This is a genomic window from Sphingomonas sp. PP-CE-1A-559, from assembly GCF_004340965.1.
In the GTDB taxonomy this organism is placed as follows: Bacteria; Pseudomonadota; Alphaproteobacteria; order Sphingomonadales; family Sphingomonadaceae; genus Sphingomonas.
In genome coordinates, this window is sequence record NZ_SLYA01000006.1 from 26,468 (window position 1) to 40,571 (window position 14,104).

At 66.6% G+C, this 14,104-nt stretch carries 17 protein-coding genes; 9 read left to right on the plus strand and 8 right to left on the minus strand.

Translation table 11 applies throughout. The features are described 5' to 3' along the window. Nucleotides 1-187: 187 nt before the first annotated feature. Together C8J42_RS15865 and C8J42_RS15870 are read left to right on the plus strand one after the other, a co-directional pair. Nucleotides 188-1,144 carry a flagellin gene (locus C8J42_RS15865; RefSeq protein ID WP_120299766.1) on the plus strand — a complete coding sequence of 319 codons (957 nt, stop codon included), beginning with the start codon at nt 188-190 and terminating at the stop codon, nt 1,142-1,144. Nucleotides 1,145-1,397: 253 nt separating this feature from the next. Then, a complete protein-coding gene (locus tag C8J42_RS15870) occupies nt 1,398-2,138 on the plus strand; it encodes an SDR family oxidoreductase (RefSeq protein WP_133020845.1) in 741 nt (246 codons plus the stop codon). 35 nt (nt 2,139-2,173) lie between these two features. Here the strand turns inward: C8J42_RS15870 and fliA are convergent, their stop codons facing one another. From fliA to C8J42_RS15910, 8 genes are all read right to left on the minus strand, one after another. Further along, nucleotides 2,174-2,923, minus strand: coding sequence for an RNA polymerase sigma factor FliA (gene fliA, locus C8J42_RS15875; protein ID WP_133020846.1), 750 nt, complete (start codon nt 2,921-2,923; stop codon nt 2,174-2,176). Further along, the gene (gene flhA / locus C8J42_RS15880) at nt 2,920-4,980 is read right to left on the minus strand and encodes a flagellar biosynthesis protein FlhA (protein WP_133020847.1); all 2,061 of its coding nucleotides are present in this window, start codon (nt 4,978-4,980) and stop codon (nt 2,920-2,922) included. The genes fliA and flhA overlap by 4 nt, the downstream gene beginning before the upstream one ends. Before the next feature lie 3 nt (nt 4,981-4,983). Beyond that, nucleotides 4,984-5,841, minus strand: a complete 858-nt coding sequence (locus tag C8J42_RS15885; RefSeq protein WP_133020848.1) for a lytic transglycosylase domain-containing protein — start codon at nt 5,839-5,841, stop codon at nt 4,984-4,986. 186 nt (nt 5,842-6,027) lie between these two features. Continuing rightward, nucleotides 6,028-6,345, minus strand: a complete 318-nt coding sequence (locus tag C8J42_RS15890) for a hypothetical protein (protein ID WP_055881695.1) — start codon at nt 6,343-6,345, stop codon at nt 6,028-6,030. Then, nucleotides 6,332-6,628, minus strand: coding sequence for a flagellar biosynthesis anti-sigma factor FlgM (gene flgM, locus C8J42_RS15895; protein WP_120299615.1), 297 nt, complete (start codon nt 6,626-6,628; stop codon nt 6,332-6,334). Before flgM ends, C8J42_RS15890 begins: the two co-directional genes overlap by 14 nt. A 100-nt stretch (nt 6,629-6,728) precedes the next feature. Then, nucleotides 6,729-7,223 carry a flagella basal body P-ring formation protein FlgA gene (locus tag C8J42_RS15900; RefSeq protein ID WP_133020849.1) on the minus strand — a complete coding sequence of 165 codons (495 nt, stop codon included), beginning with the start codon at nt 7,221-7,223 and terminating at the stop codon, nt 6,729-6,731. Further along, the gene (locus C8J42_RS15905) at nt 7,220-7,741 is read right to left on the minus strand and encodes a hypothetical protein (protein WP_133020850.1); all 522 of its coding nucleotides are present in this window, start codon (nt 7,739-7,741) and stop codon (nt 7,220-7,222) included. Before C8J42_RS15905 ends, C8J42_RS15900 begins: the two co-directional genes overlap by 4 nt. Further along, complete coding sequence (locus tag C8J42_RS15910; protein WP_133020851.1) at nt 7,738-8,400, minus strand: MotA/TolQ/ExbB proton channel family protein; 663 nt, start codon at nt 8,398-8,400, stop codon at nt 7,738-7,740. The genes C8J42_RS15905 and C8J42_RS15910 overlap by 4 nt, the downstream gene beginning before the upstream one ends. Before the next feature lie 622 nt (nt 8,401-9,022). Here C8J42_RS15910 and C8J42_RS15915 point away from each other — a divergent pair. From C8J42_RS15915 to C8J42_RS15945, 7 genes are read left to right on the plus strand one after another with little or no spacing between them, the layout of a single operon-like run. After that, a complete protein-coding gene (locus C8J42_RS15915; RefSeq protein ID WP_279388757.1) occupies nt 9,023-9,361 on the plus strand; it encodes a flagellar basal body protein in 339 nt (112 codons plus the stop codon). A 3-nt stretch (nt 9,362-9,364) separates the two neighbouring features. Further along, complete coding sequence (flgC, locus tag C8J42_RS15920) at nt 9,365-9,775, plus strand: flagellar basal body rod protein FlgC (RefSeq protein WP_133020853.1); 411 nt, start codon at nt 9,365-9,367, stop codon at nt 9,773-9,775. 2 nt (nt 9,776-9,777) lie between these two features. Then, nucleotides 9,778-10,458: a flagellar hook capping FlgD N-terminal domain-containing protein gene (locus C8J42_RS15925; protein WP_133020854.1), complete on the plus strand. Its 681-nt coding sequence runs from the start codon at nt 9,778-9,780 to the stop codon at nt 10,456-10,458. A 28-nt stretch (nt 10,459-10,486) separates the two neighbouring features. After that, nucleotides 10,487-11,755: a flagellar hook protein FlgE gene (locus C8J42_RS15930; protein WP_133020855.1), complete on the plus strand. Its 1,269-nt coding sequence runs from the start codon at nt 10,487-10,489 to the stop codon at nt 11,753-11,755. A gap of 24 nt (nt 11,756-11,779) precedes the next feature. Continuing rightward, nucleotides 11,780-12,532, plus strand: a complete 753-nt coding sequence (flgF, locus tag C8J42_RS15935; protein WP_120299608.1) for a flagellar basal-body rod protein FlgF — start codon at nt 11,780-11,782, stop codon at nt 12,530-12,532. A 13-nt stretch (nt 12,533-12,545) separates the two neighbouring features. Continuing rightward, the gene (flgG, locus tag C8J42_RS15940) at nt 12,546-13,334 is read left to right on the plus strand and encodes a flagellar basal-body rod protein FlgG (protein WP_056061573.1); all 789 of its coding nucleotides are present in this window, start codon (nt 12,546-12,548) and stop codon (nt 13,332-13,334) included. Next, nucleotides 13,334-14,026: a flagellar basal body L-ring protein FlgH gene (locus C8J42_RS15945; RefSeq protein ID WP_133020856.1), complete on the plus strand. Its 693-nt coding sequence runs from the start codon at nt 13,334-13,336 to the stop codon at nt 14,024-14,026. The genes flgG and C8J42_RS15945 overlap by 1 nt, the downstream gene beginning before the upstream one ends. Nucleotides 14,027-14,104: the final 78 nt, after the last annotated feature.

Sequence of the window (14,104 nt, forward strand, 5' to 3'; positions counted from 1 at the left end):
CGAGCACACAGGCGCGCGTTTGCGCACACGAACGCATGTGCGGGCCCACGTACGGGCGCGTGCGAGGCCCGGCCCCGGTTGCATTTTTTCGCTTAAGTCCGTCCCGAACCGGCCGTTACCCACTTTGACGGATCGGCACTTCGCCATGGGGGCGGCGCGGATCGTCGAAGATCACGGAGATTTCGCAATGACTGTCATCGGTACCAACATCTCGGCGCTGCGCGCGACCAACGCTTCGACCAAGGCATCGGGCCTGCTCGCGACCTCGATGGAGCGCCTGTCGACCGGCAAGCGCATCAATTCGGCCAAGGACGACGCCGCCGGCCTCGCCATCTCGTCGTCGATGACGTCGCAGATCAAGGGCATGAACCAGGGCATCCGCAACGCCAACGACGGCATCTCGATGGCGCAGACCGCAGAGGGCGCGCTCGACGAGGTCACGAACAATCTGCAGCGCATGCGCGAACTCGAAGTCCAGAAGGGCAACGGCACGTATTCTGCGAGCGATATCGCCAATATCAAGACCGAGCAGGATGCACTGGCCAAGCAGATCACCAATGTATTGTCTAACACAAGCTTTAACGGTGTGAAGTTGTTTGACGGTAAGGCCGGTGCTGCAACCCCACCAACCGATGGTGCGGTTGTTAAGATCCAGGCGGGTGCTGACAAGACCGATTCGATCAATCTCAACCTGGGTACCGATCTTAGCGGGGCTTACACGGCCGCTACCGCAGCGGTTGTGGGACAGGCTGCAGTCGCTGCCGACGCTAACGGTAACGGCGGTTCCGCCGCGGTGACTGCGCAAGCAGCGAAGGCGGCCGGCGGGGGCGTCGGAACAGTAGTGACCGCAATGGGCGCTGCGGCATCGTCGGAAACCACGTTGAAGGATTACGACAACGCGATCGCTACCGTTTCGAACCGTCGGGCATCGCTCGGCGCTTCGCAGAACCAGCTGCAGTCGGCGGTCAACAACCTGACCTCGAACGCGACCAACCTGTCGGACGCCAAGAGCCGCATCGAAGACACCGACTTCTCGGCAGAGACCACCGCGCTCGCCAAGGCACAGATCCTGAGCCAGGCATCGACCGCGATGCTGAGCCAGGCGAACCAGAGCCAGCAGAGCGTGCTGAAGCTTCTGGGCTAATCCGGACCGGCACCGGCACCAGCCCCCCGCAGGGTGACGGTGCCGGTCGGACCCGCCTCGCTTCCTCGAAGCGGGGGCGGGAAAGACCCCGGTGGCGCAAGCTGCCGGGGTTTTTGCATGTTCGCGGGCGATCGAGGAAAGGCGTTGTCGTCGCTCAATAGCGCGCATGGTCTGCACGGGGGAGCAGGCGTACACTGCCCTCTTCTGCGCGTGCCACCACCGGCGTCGCAGCATAGGCTGTTTGGGAAGAGCGATGACGGCATTGCACGGAAAGATCGCCCTGGTGATCGGCGGGACGCGCGGCATAGGGGCCGCGATCACGCGCCGCGTCGCTGCCGATGGCGCGTCGCTGGCGGTGATCTATCGATCGCGCGCTGACGATGCGCGACAGTTCATCCACAGAATCGAGGACGGTGGACGCGCGGTCTTCGCGGTTCAGGCCGATGTGAGCGATGCCGCCGCGTTGCGCGCTGCCATCGACACGGTGATCGCGCGTTACGGCACGATCGATATCCTGGTGAACGTCGCCGGCATGTCGGAAAACGGCACGCTCGCGAGCTATGCCGACGATGCGTTCGACCGGGTATTTGCGGTCAACGTCCGTGCGCCGTTCATTGCCGCGCAGCGGGTTGCAGCCGCGATGGCCACCGGCGGACGTATCATAACGATCGGCAGCATCGTCGCCGACCGCGCCCCCGGCGAGGGCGTTACACTGTATGCTGCCAGTAAATCGGCGCTCGCTGGCATGACCCGGGGGCTGGCGCGCGATCTCGGACCACGCGGCATCACCGCAAACCTGGTGCAGCCGGGACCGGTCGACACCGAACGCAATCCTGCCGACGGCCCCAATGCGGAGGCGAACAGGGCGCCGCTCGCAATCCGCCGGCACGGCACGCCCGACGAGGTGGCCGGGCTGGTCGCCTATCTTGCCTCGGACGAAGCGGGGTTCATCACCGGCGCGGTGTATAATATCGACGGCGGTTGGAGTGCCTGAAAGTGCGTCCGCTCGCTCGCTGTACTGACAGCTATCTATAGCGTTCGAGCCAAGGCCTTTTTCAGCTTCGCATGCGCCGACGCCTTGATCTGGCACACGCGCGCGGAGCCGACGCCGAAGACTTCGCCGATTTCCTCGAGGTTGAGTTCCTCAACGTAATAGAGCTGGATCACTTGTGCCTCGCGTTCCGGCAACGCCGTTATCGCGGCGATCAGGGCTTCGCGCATGTCGCTGTCGGCGAGTTGCTCGAACGCATCCGGCGTGTCGTCGGCGAACCAGGGCAGGTCGTCGGCGTACAGCTCGTCGATCGGATCGAAGCGGATCGAGTCGGCGGTGACGTAGTCGGTGCGGAGTTTCTCGATCGTGACGCCGATGTGCTCTGCGATCATGTCTTCTCCCGGGGCTTTCCCCGTACGGGCGGTGAGCGTCGAGATCGCGTCTGCGTACTGGCGGCGGCGACGCATCGCGCCTCGCGTGCTCGTGGCCTGGCGGCGGAGTTCGTCGATCATGCTGCCGCGGAGGCGGGTGATCAGGTAGGTCTTGAACGGCATGCCGCGTTCGTCGAAATTCGCGGCGGCTTCGACCAGCGCCACGAGGCCGACCTGGATCAGATCCTCGACCTCGACGCTGCTGCTCATGCTGCCGTGGACGTGCCAGGCGATCCGGCGGACCAGCGGGAGATGCTGCTTCACCAGCTGGTCCGCGTCGCCGCCGGGGCGTTGGTGCGGGCGGTACGTCAGCGGCTGGGCATCGGCGAACGCGCCGCGCATCGGGAGGGCGCTCATGCTGCGAGCGCCTGTTGCGAGGCACCGATGACCGCGACGACTTCGACGGCCTTTTCCTCGGGCACCTCGAAGAACGACATCACCGGCGTATCGGGCAGGCACGTCCGCACCAGCTTGCGGATGGCGATGCGAATGGTCGGCTGGACAACCAGCGCGAACGGTTTCGCCTCGGCGATCAGCGGTTCGGCGGCGCGTTGCAGCGCCTCGACGATGCGGCGGCCGAGATCGGGTTCGATGACGTGGCGGCGCGATTGATCGGCGCGCATCGCCTGGCCGAGCAGACCTTCCAATTGACCCTCCAACGTCATGACGCGCAGCGGTTCGCGCACGCCGCACAGTTTCTGGATGATGAGCGCGCCGAGCTCGGGACGGATCGTCTCGATGATCTCCTCGGCGTCCTGCGTGCGCTGCGCCGCGACCGCGATCGCGCCAGCGATGCGCCGGAATTCCTTGAGCGGCACGTTCTCCGCGAGCAGGCCTTTCAGGACCTGCGTCAGCGTCGTGATCGGCAGCGGCGCGAGGGCTGCGACCAGCTGCGCTGCGCGCTCCTTGAGGCCGTCTAGCAGCGCCTGCACTTCGTCCTGGCCGAGCAGCTCGGCCGCGTTCTGGCCGAGCAGGTGGTTCAGATGCGTCGCCATCACGGTGCCGGGATCGACCACGAGATAGCCGGCACCGGTCGCCGCATCGGCATCGCCCGCATCGACCCAGGTGGCGTCGAGGCCGAAGGTCGGGTCCTTGACCTTCTTACCGTAGAGATCGCCGAACGCCTGGCCGGTGTCGAGCGCGAGCATCTCGTCGGGCGACACCGTGTCCTCGCCGACGACGACGCCGTTGACGAGGATGCGGTAGACGTAGGGGGCGAGGTTGATGTCATCGCGGACGCGGACCTGCGGCACGACGAAGCCGAGTTCCTTCGACAGCTGGCGGCGCACGCCGGTGATGCGGCCCATCAACGGCGAGCCGCGACGCTCGTCGGCGAGCGGCACCAGGCCGTAGCCGATGTCGAGATTGACCTGCATGCCATCCGTAACTTCCTCCCAGCCGATCTTCGACTGGTCGATCGTCTCGACGGGGACGACGACGACGGGGGCAGGGCGGCGCTCGATCTGGCGCAGCTTCCACGCGGCGAACCCGGCGATGGCCGCGGCGGGCAGGATGACCATGTGCGGCATGCCGGGCAGGATGCCGAGCAGCGCGAGGATGACCGCGACCGGGGTCCAGGTGCGGGGGCTACCGAACTGGCCGCCGATCTGGCCGGCGAGATCCTTGTCGGAGGTGACGCGCGTGACGATCGAGGCGGCGGCGATCGACAGCATCAGGCTCGGCAGCTGCGCGACGAGCGCGTCGCCGATCGCGAGCAGGATGTAATTGTGCGCCGCATCCGCGATCGTCATGCCGTGGCTGACGGGGCCGAGGATCAGGCCGCCGATGATGTTGGCGGCGAGGATCAGCATCGCGGCGACCGCATCGCCCTTCACGAACTTCGACGAGCCGTCCATCGAGCCGTAGAAATCGGCTTCGGTCGAGACTTCGACGCGGCGTGCCTTGGCTTCGTCGGGCGTGATCAGGCCTGCGTTGAGGTCGGCGTCGATCGCCATCTGCTTGCCGGGCAGCGCGTCGAGCGTGAAGCGCGCGCTGACTTCCGACACGCGGCCGGCGCCCTTGGTCACGACGATCATGTTGATGATCATCAGGATCGCGAAGACGAAGATGCCGACGACGTAATCGCCGCCGATTAGGAACGTGCCGAACGCCTCGATCACATGACCCGCCGCGCTCTCGCCCTCGTGGCCGTGGACCAGCACGATGCGGGTGGAGGCGACGTTCAGGCCGAGACGGAAGAGCGTGGCGAACAGCAGCACGGTCGGGAAAGCGGAGAAATCGAGCGGTTTCTGCGCGTTGAGCGCGACCATCAGCACGGCCAGGCTGATCGCGATGTTCGCCACGAAGAAGATGTCGAGCATGAACGCCGGGATCGGCACGACCATGACGAGCACGAGCAGCAGGATCGCGAGCGGCAGTACCGACGCGCGCGCGTTGGAGAGGATGCGGTTCATCGCTTAGCCGCCCAACCGTGCGAGCATCATGTAGGCGAGCCGCGCGGTATCGGGCGTCGGGCGCAGGACGTTCACCGCGGCCTGGGCCGTCTTGCCGGTGAACCTGCCCATTGCAGTCGTTGCCCAGGCGAGCGCGTCGTCGGCGCTTTCGTTGCTGCCGGTGATAACCGTGCTGCCGTTCATGTCGCCCCCCAGTTCGAGCGCCTGCGCGGCGTAGTTGGCGGGCGTCGCGGTCGCGCTTGCCCCGGCGGCGGCACCACCGAGCTTGTCGGCGAACCGGTCGTAGATCGCCGACAGCGTGCGCGGCTGGTTGTTCGAATCGTAGAAGACGTTGTGGTTCGCGCGTGCGGCGGCGGGGAAGAGCGCGGCGCCGCTCGCCTGCGGGTTGGCCTGCATCGTCTTCAGGAACTTGGTCGCGCCACCGAGCCCCATGAAGTGCGCCATATACAGGTCGGTGCCCGACGCGGGGCGGTTCAGCGTGCCTTCGAGCGACGCCTTGTTGTCCGATGCGTATTCGGCGGCCATCAGCGAGGCGGCGTTCGGATCGTTGCGCAGCGCGAGGATCGCCGCCTTGGTGCCGGCATCGCCAACCGAGAGGCGGCCGCTCGACGACTGGCCGATGCTGTTTGCGGCCCAGCCGAGGCCGTGCTCGGCGCCGTGCTTCTTGACGACGGAGAGCCAGCTCTGTTCGATGAACTGATAGAGGCCGGAGGCGCTCGACGTGCCGGCCTTGGCGTTGGCGTTGAGCCCGCTCTCGAGCTTTGCCTGGCCCAGCAGATAGTCGAAATCCACGCCCGTCTTGCTGCTCGCAAGCGCGATCGCGGACTGGATCCGGCCGGTAGTGATAGGATTGACGGTCATGCCCGTGTGCGGTGCCCCTGGTTCAGGGGATCCTTAGCAAGGGACGTGCCAGTTTCGGTGTTCGGTTCCCGTAACGCCGTCATCCTGACGAAAGTCAGGATCCAGAGCCATCTAGCGCCGTCCCCAGTTACCCTGGATCCTGACTTTCGTCAGGATGACCGAGATTGGGGCGGGTAAGGGCGCTACTTAAGCGTAAGCGGCCCGCAACCCAGGCCGATAGCCGGCAACGGCACCGTCGCCGGTCAGGGTTTGCAGGCGGCGGCGAACATTTGCCGCCATCAAATTGGTGTAGATCCGGCACGTCTCGTTGAGGCGGTTCGCCTCGTCCGCCAGCTCGCGGATCTCGGTGCCCGCGGGCCCGGTGCCGAGCAGCGCGACCTGTTCGATCCCGGCGAGCTTGTCGGCAGTCGCGCGTTCCAGGCTGGCGACGTCGTTCGACTTCAGCGCGGCGATCTCCGCGTGCAGCGCATCAATGACGCGGATCAGGGCATCACGCCGTTTCATTCGAATTCCAGTCCAGGCGAAGCGCCATCAGGCGATCGGCGATGGTCGCGGGGAGGATCGGGAAGGTGCCCGTCGCGATCGCCTTCTTGATCGCGGCGACGCGGCTCGCATCGATCGGCGGCGAGGCGGCCATCGACTTGGCGAGCGCGATCGATTCCGGCACCACCGAAATCTGCCTGGGCAGAACCGGCGTCTGTACGACCGTCGTCGGCGTCGCCGCGGCGATGCGCGCGACGGAACGATCTCCTGCTACTGACGGCTTCGCGCCGATCGAATCCACCATGTCCGCATCCTCTGGTTTGCGCTGACATCAGGAGAAACGGCCGCACCGGCAAAACCTTTAGCAAAATTAATCTGTTCGTCTGAAATTAGTTCGATCAGGCTCAGTTCGACCAACCGGGAAGCGTCGCGCGACCGGCATCGACGGCGATAGCCTGAACCGGCGTGCGGGTGTCGTCGACCTTGACCATGAAACGCCCTCCGGGGGCGGCATCGCCCATCGCGACGCCTTCGCGGCTGATCGAGAAGCCCTCTGTGCCGGCCTCTATGACGATCGGATCGCCACGTTTGATGACCGGCGCGGCCTTCACGGCGGGCGTGAACGAGGCGGCGATCGCGGCCGGCGCATTGGCCGGGCGGATGACGGGCACGAAGATCCGCCACGCCGGGCCGGCGCACGACACGACGACCGCGTCATGCTGTTCGGAGCGCCACGACAGCGACACCGTCGGGCAGGTCGCAAGCCGCAACCGCGCATCGACCGGCGTGCGCGCGCCACCCTCGGCCCCGGTCGGACGGCCGGTAAACGCGGCGACCGAGCGATCGAGCGCGGCGGTATCCTGGAAGCTTGCGGCCATGAGCAGGATTGGAAGAATCATGGTTGGGTCCTCGGGGCTTCGCCGACAAAGGCGACGGAGACGATGGCGGCACGGCGGCCGGGCTTGGTAGCAGTGACGATCGCCACGCGAGACGGTGCGACCGCGGCGAGCGCGGCGGCGACGGTGCGCGCGCGGTCGGCGGCGAGGATCGCGGCGCTGCCGGTGACTCGGTCGATATCGCCGGGCGTGCCGTCGGTCGATCCGGTGACGGTGAGCATCACGCGCGGGTCACGCGCCGCTTCCCGCGCCCAGGCGACGAGCGCGCCGGGGGTAGTCGGCAGGATCGCCGAGCCGGGTGCGAAATCGAGGATGCCGGCGGCGGCGACGGGCATCGGCGTCGGCTCGGTATCGTTGGCGCCGAACCCTTCGCGGATGCCCTTCGCCAGGTCCTTGCCGCCGATATGTTGCGTTGCTTGCAGGAGCACGAGGAAGCCGACGAGCAACAGCGCGAGGTCGGCGAGCGTGATCAGCCAGAGCGGTTTGCCGGTCGTCGCGTCGGGATATTCGCTCGCGTTCACGCGACGGTGGCCAGAACGGGCGCGACATAACCGCGCGGCGTCTCGCGTTCGGCGAGCGCCACGAGCGGTGCTTCGATCCGCGCGCGCTCGAACGCCTCGTTACGCCCTTGCGCACGGAGGCGGTTGGCGATCGGCATGAAGAGCAAATTGGCAAACAGCGCGCCGTACAGCGTGGCGAGCAGCGCGACCGCCATCGCGCCGCCGATCGCGCCGGGATCGCTCATCGTCGCGAACATCTGCGCCAGGCCGATCAGCGTGCCGACCATGCCCATCGCCGGCGCGACCTCGGCGGCACCGGCCCAGACGTCGGCGGCGGCGACGTGGCGTTCGATGCGGGCGCGGCGGCGATGCTGGACCAGCGTCGCGACGTCGGTCGCGGAGGCGCCGTCAACGATCGCGGCGATCCCCGCGGCGACGTCCGCGTCGGTGATGACCGAGCGATCGAGCGCCATGACGCCGTGGCGCTTGGCGATGCGGGCGAGGGCGGTGATCTGGAGTAGCAACGGATCGGCGTCGAACCGTCCGCGGCTGAGCGTGGTGACGGCGGCGAGTGCTCGACCGAGGTCGCGGAGAGGGGTGCGGAGGACGACGGCGAGCGCCGTCCCGCCGCCGACGATGGTGAGCGCTGCGGGGTCGAGGAGTTGGGCGAGCGTGATCATGCGCCTGGCGTGATGCAAGGGGTGGGCCAATTGGAAGGCAGCGAAGCGTAAGGCCGCTGTGTCATGCCGGGAGCTGGTCTTCTGTTCCCCTCCCTCGTGAAGGGAGGGGCTAGGGGTGGGTGGGTTCGTTGGCATGCGGTGCGCTTGCCAAGCGGCCCACCCACCCCCGACCCCTCCCTTCACGAGGGAGGGGGGAAGAAGGGTGATGCCGGCGGCCACTCAACCGCCACCCCGGCGAAGGCCGGGGCCCAATTGGGGGACGTCGCTAACTGAGGGTGCGCTTCGTTACTGCGACCTTTCCAATTGGCCCCCGGCCTTCGCCGCGGTGGTGGCAGTGGTGCCTGCTTCCTTGTTCTCCCGCGAAGGCGGGACCCAGACTGGGTCCCCGCCTCCGCGGGGAAACATAGTGAGGCAGGGGGCAGTGGTTCGGTTTGCCGCCCCAAACACGCCAACCGGCAACTCCATTGCCGCCCACCCCTGCAACACCGGCAACCTCTTGCCGCTCCCCTTGCCGCCCACCTGCCGCCGCCCGGCAAACCACCATCCCCCACCCGCAACACGAAAACTGGCACGGCCATTGCTTATGTCCGGTTGCGCAATCGGTGCGCCAGGAGACGGGCTTGTGTCAGGCGACACGCTTTTCGGAGTTCACGGGGCGGCACTCGAGGTGCGGTCGCAGCGCATGGGTGTGCTGGCGTCGAACATCGCCAACGCCTCGACGCCCGGCTTCAAGGCGCGCGACATCGATTTCCAGGCCGCGCTCGCGTCGGTCGAGAATGACGGCGGCACCAATGCGGCGACCAAATACCGCGTGCCCACGCAGACCTCGATGGACGGCAACACCGTCGAGCTGAGCCAGGAGCAGACCGCCTTCGCCGAGAACGCCGTCCAGTACCAGACGACGCTGTCGTTCCTGAACGGGCGGATCGGCCAGATCACGCGCGCCTTGAAGGGGGAATAGGCCATGTCCAACCACCCCATGACGATTTTCCAGGTCGCCGGCCGCGCGATGTCCGCGCAGCTCGTCCGGATGAACACGACGGCGTCCAACCTTGCCAATGCCGGCGGCACCACGGGCTCCGCCGAGACCGCGTACAAGACGATGAAGCCGGTGTTCCGCACCAGCTTCGACGCCGCCAGCGGCATGTCGACGGTCGACGTCGAGCGCGTCGTCACCGCCGGTGACGCGCCGACCAAGCGCTACGATCCCGACAACCCGATGGCCGACAAGGATGGCAACATCTTCGAAGCGGCGGTCGATGAAACCCGCGAGATGGTCGACATGATGGAGACCGCTCGCAGCTACCAGAACAACATCGAAGTGATGAACACGGCCAAGTCGCTCATCATCGATACCCTCAAGCTAGGCCGCTGATCATGGCAACATCGTTCGATACCACGCTGTCCAACCTCGGCATCACGCGCACGTCGACCGCCGCGGCGACCACCACGACCAAGTCGTCGACGTCGCTCGGCCAGTCCGATTTCCTGAAGCTGATGACCGCGCAGATGCAGAACCAGGACCCGTTCAACCCGGTCGACAACACCCAGATGGTCGCGCAGATGGCGCAGATCTCGACCACCTCGGGCATCTCCGAGATGAACACGACGATGAAGGCGATCGCCGACAAGCTGGGCGTGACCAGCACCGGCGAAGCGCTCGGCTATGTCGGCAAGACCGTCCTGACCCCGGGCAGCACCGCTTACGGTCGCGCGGCCGGCGGTATCGCCGGTGCGGTCGAGCTGGCGGGTGCCGCGACCGACGTCAACGTCACGATCAGCGACGCGAACGGTGCGGTCCTGAAGACCATGTCGCTCGGCAAGCAGGCCAAGGGCACGATCGGCTACGACTGGGACGGCAAGGACGCCGCCGGTGCGGAAACCGGCAACGGCCCGTTCACGGTTCAGGTCAACGCGCAGAACGCCGGCACCACGGTCGGTGCGACCGGCCTGGTCTGGTCCCCCGTCCAGTCGGTGTCGACCACCACCGGCGTCGCCATCCTCACGCTTCCCGGCCTCGGCGAAATCCCCGCCAGCGCCGTCCGCCAGATCGGCTGAACCCAGAGTTTCCAGGAGTTAAACCGCCATGTCCTTCTACACTTCGCTCTCGGGTCTTCAGGCCTCGCAAGCCGAGATGTCGACCATCTCGCACAACCTCGCGAACGTCGCCACCAACGGCTTCAAGAAGAGCCGCACCGAATTCGCCGACGTGATCGCCTCGAGCGTGTCGGTCGCGCCGTCGCAGCAGATCGGCTCGGGCGCGATCGTCCAGGCCAATCGCCAGCAGTTCGCGCAAGGCAGCCTGATCCAGACCTCGAACAGCCTCGATCTCGCGGTGTCGGGCGACGGCTTCTTCGCGGTCAAGCCGAGCATCGAATCCGCCTCGATCAACTATACGCGCAACGGCGGCTTTCTGGTCGACTCGAACCGCTATGTCGTCGATTCGCAGGGCTCACATCTGCAGGTGTTCCCGGTCGACGGCTCGGGCGCGGTGGTTGCGACCGGCTCCGATTCCGCGGTGAGCCTGCGCCTGCCCGAGACGAGCGGGACGCCGGTGCCGACTTCGGCGGTTACTATGACCCTCAACCTCAACGCCAATTCGGCGCTGCCGACGACGGCGACGTTCGACCGGTTCGATCCGTCGAGCTACAACCAGTCCGCGCAGACCACGGTGTACGATGCCAGCGGCAACGCGATGACGCTGACCAACTATTTCAAGCGCACCTCGGCACCGACGACCACCAACGCGAACAGCACCTGGGAAGTCCACAGCTTCGTCGGCGACAAGGAGCTGACGACCAACGGCACCGCCGGGACGTCGATGACGTTCGACCCGACCGGCAAGATGACCGCGCCGACCGCAACGATCAAGTTCGACCAGTTCACCACCGCGAACTCGACCGATCCGCAGGCGATCGCCTTCACCTTCGGCAGCGGCACGACGCAGCTGTCGAGCGCGTTCAACGTCGCCTCGCGAACGCAGGACGGCAAGGCGGTCGGCCAGATCCAGGGCGTGACGGTCGACGAGAAGGGGCTCGTCAACGCCAGCTTCTCGAACGGCGACACGCAGGTGCTGGGTCAGGTGATGCTCGCGAACTTCTCCAATCCCGAAGGCCTGCGCCAACTCGGCAGCAGCTATTGGCAGTCGACCGGCATCTCCGGCTCGGCGAAGCTCGGCTCGGCCGACACCAACGGGTTCGGCAAGCTGATGTCGGGGACGATCGAGGGATCGAACGTCGACATCACCGAGGAGCTGGTCAACCTGATCGCGGCACAGCGCAATTTCCAGGCGAACTCGAAGGCCTTGGATACCGCCAACCAGATCTCCGAAACCATCTTCAACATCCGCAGCTAAGCACGAGCGAGCAGGGGACCCTGAATGGACAAGCTGGTCTACACCGCGGCGACGGGCCTGCGCGCACACATGGCGGCGCAGGCGGCGATCGCCAACAACATGGCGAACGCGTCGACCACCGGCTTTCGCGCCGATCGCGTGGTGTTCGACCGGCTCAACCTGAAGGGCGACGGCTCGACGATCGAGGCGCGCGCGCCGACGTCGGAAGAGGTGACCGACGCCGATCGTTCGCCGGGCGCGATCCAGTTGACCGGGCGTCCGCTCGACGTCGCGATCACCGGCACGACGGCCTGGCTCGCAGTGCAGGCGTCGGACGGGTCGGAGGCGTACACCCGCCGCGGTGATCTCGAGGTCGCGCCGTCGGGCGTGCTGCAGACCGGCGACGGGCATCCGGTGATCGGCTCGGGGGGGCCGATCACGCTGCCGCCCTATCAGTCGCTGACGATCTCGGCCGACGGAACGATCTCGATCGTGCCGCAGGGCGGCGACGCCAAGGATACGCAGGTGATCGACAAGCTCAAGCTCGCCGACACCAAGGGGTCGGATACCGTGAAGGGCCTCGACAACCTGCTGCGCGTGCGTGGCGGCGGGGCGTTGCCCGAGGACATGGACGCGAAGGTTCAGGGCGGCGCGATCGAGGGATCGAACGTCAACATGACGCAGGCCTTGGTCGACATGATCGAGAACCAGCGCAGCTACGAAGTCCAGGCCAACATGATGAAATCCGCCAAGGAAATCGACGAGAGCGGTGCATCGCTGATGCGCCTGCCGAGCTAGAAGGAACAGACGAATGTCATCCGCAGCCATGCATATCGCGCGCACCGGGCTCGACGCCCAGGACATGCGCATGCGCGTCATCTCGAACAACCTCGCCAACGTGAACACCACGGGCTTCAAGAAGGACCGTGCGGCGTTCGAGACGCTCGCCTACCAGACCGTCACGACGCCCGGTACGCAGAGCACCGCCGAGACCAAATACGCGACCGGGCTCAACCTCGGCACCGGCGTCCGTATCCAGGGCACTGCGCGGATCGACACGCAGGGCGCGATGCAGACGACCGGCAACAGCCTCGATCTCGCGCTCGACGGCGACGGCTATTTCCAGGTGCAGATGCCTGGCGGCACGCTCGGCTACACCCGCGCCGGCAATTTCTCGCGCTCCGCCGAGGGGTTGCTGGTGACCAGCGAAGGCTATCAGGTGCAGCCCGGCATCACCGTGCCCGAGGGGACGACGGGGATCACGATCGGTCGCGACGGCACCGTATCGGCGATGGTCCCCGGCCAGACCGAGGCATCGCAGATTGGCCAGATCCAGGTCGCCAGCTTCCCGAACGGGGCAGGGCTCCAGGCGACCGGCGACAACTATCTCGTCGAGACCGCGGCCAGCGGCGCGGCGAACGTCGGCGTTGCCGGCCAAGACGGTCGCGGCGGCATCAAGCAGGGCATGCTCGAGGCATCGAACGTCAACGTCGTCGAGGAACTGGTCGACATGATCGAGACTCAGCGCGCGTACGAGGTCAATTCGAAGATGATCTCGGCGACCGACGACATGCTCAAATACGTCAACCAGAACCTGTGATGCGCACCGTCTCAACGTCGCTTGCCGCCCTCGCCGCGATCCTCGCCCCGATCCTCGCTGCGTCTTCGGCAGACGCCAGCCTGTTCGGCAAGAAGGCACCGCCCGAGGATTTCTCGGTCGCGCGGCCTTTGCCGGTCCAGCCGGTGCCGGTCGTCGCTACCGGTTCGATCTTCCAGGCGCAGGACGGCTATGCCGCGCTGTACGAAGGCTGGCGCGCGCGCAAAGTCGGCGATCCGCTGACGATCGTGCTGGTCGAGCGCACCGCCGCGTCGAAGTCGTCGGGCTCGAAGCTCGACAGCAACGGATCGGGCAGCATCACGCCGCCGACCACCGGCTTCCTCAACCTGTTCAACAAGAGCGACGCGACGCTCAGCGGCGGGCGTAGTTTCAATGGCACTGGCGCGGCCGACCAGACCAACTCGCTGTCGGGCGAAGTCAGCGTGACGGTCGCGCAAGTCTATCCCAACGGGACGATGCTGGTGCAGGGCCAGAAGCGCGTCACGCTCAACCGCGGCGATGAGTTCCTGAAGATCAAGGGCCTGGTCCGCACCGCCGACGTCGACGCGAACAACCGCGTCCTGTCGACCCGCGTCGCCGACGCCCAGATCTCGTACACCGGCAAGGGCGACGTCGCCCGCGCCGGCCGCCAGGGGTGGCTCAGCCGCTTCTTCTCCGTCGTCAGCCCGTTTTGATGCGCCCGCTGACCCGTGCCCTCACCCTTCCCACCCGGCAAGCGCCGGCCGGGCCCCTTCCCTCTCCCCTCAGGGGAG

Coding starts and splice junctions, on each gene's coding strand:
- C8J42_RS15865 (WP_120299766.1), top strand. CDS start 188: ATGACTGTCATCGGTACCAACATCTCGGCGCTGCGCGCGACCAACGCT.
- C8J42_RS15870 (WP_133020845.1), top strand. CDS start 1,398: ATGACGGCATTGCACGGAAAGATCGCCCTGGTGATCGGCGGGACGCGC.
- fliA (WP_133020846.1), bottom strand. CDS start 2,923: ATGAGCGCCCTCCCGATGCGCGGCGCGTTCGCCGATGCCCAGCCGCTG.
- flhA (WP_133020847.1), bottom strand. CDS start 4,980: ATGAACCGCATCCTCTCCAACGCGCGCGCGTCGGTACTGCCGCTCGCG.
- C8J42_RS15885 (WP_133020848.1), bottom strand. CDS start 5,841: ATGACCGTCAATCCTATCACTACCGGCCGGATCCAGTCCGCGATCGCG.
- C8J42_RS15890 (WP_055881695.1), bottom strand. CDS start 6,345: ATGAAACGGCGTGATGCCCTGATCCGCGTCATTGATGCGCTGCACGCG.
- flgM (WP_120299615.1), bottom strand. CDS start 6,628: ATGGTGGATTCGATCGGCGCGAAGCCGTCAGTAGCAGGAGATCGTTCC.
- C8J42_RS15900 (WP_133020849.1), bottom strand. CDS start 7,223: ATGATTCTTCCAATCCTGCTCATGGCCGCAAGCTTCCAGGATACCGCC.
- C8J42_RS15910 (WP_133020851.1), bottom strand. CDS start 8,400: ATGATCACGCTCGCCCAACTCCTCGACCCCGCAGCGCTCACCATCGTC.
- flgC (WP_133020853.1), top strand. CDS start 9,365: ATGTCCAACCACCCCATGACGATTTTCCAGGTCGCCGGCCGCGCGATG.
- C8J42_RS15925 (WP_133020854.1), top strand. CDS start 9,778: ATGGCAACATCGTTCGATACCACGCTGTCCAACCTCGGCATCACGCGC.
- C8J42_RS15930 (WP_133020855.1), top strand. CDS start 10,487: ATGTCCTTCTACACTTCGCTCTCGGGTCTTCAGGCCTCGCAAGCCGAG.
- flgF (WP_120299608.1), top strand. CDS start 11,780: ATGGACAAGCTGGTCTACACCGCGGCGACGGGCCTGCGCGCACACATG.
- flgG (WP_056061573.1), top strand. CDS start 12,546: ATGTCATCCGCAGCCATGCATATCGCGCGCACCGGGCTCGACGCCCAG.
- C8J42_RS15945 (WP_133020856.1), top strand. CDS start 13,334: ATGCGCACCGTCTCAACGTCGCTTGCCGCCCTCGCCGCGATCCTCGCC.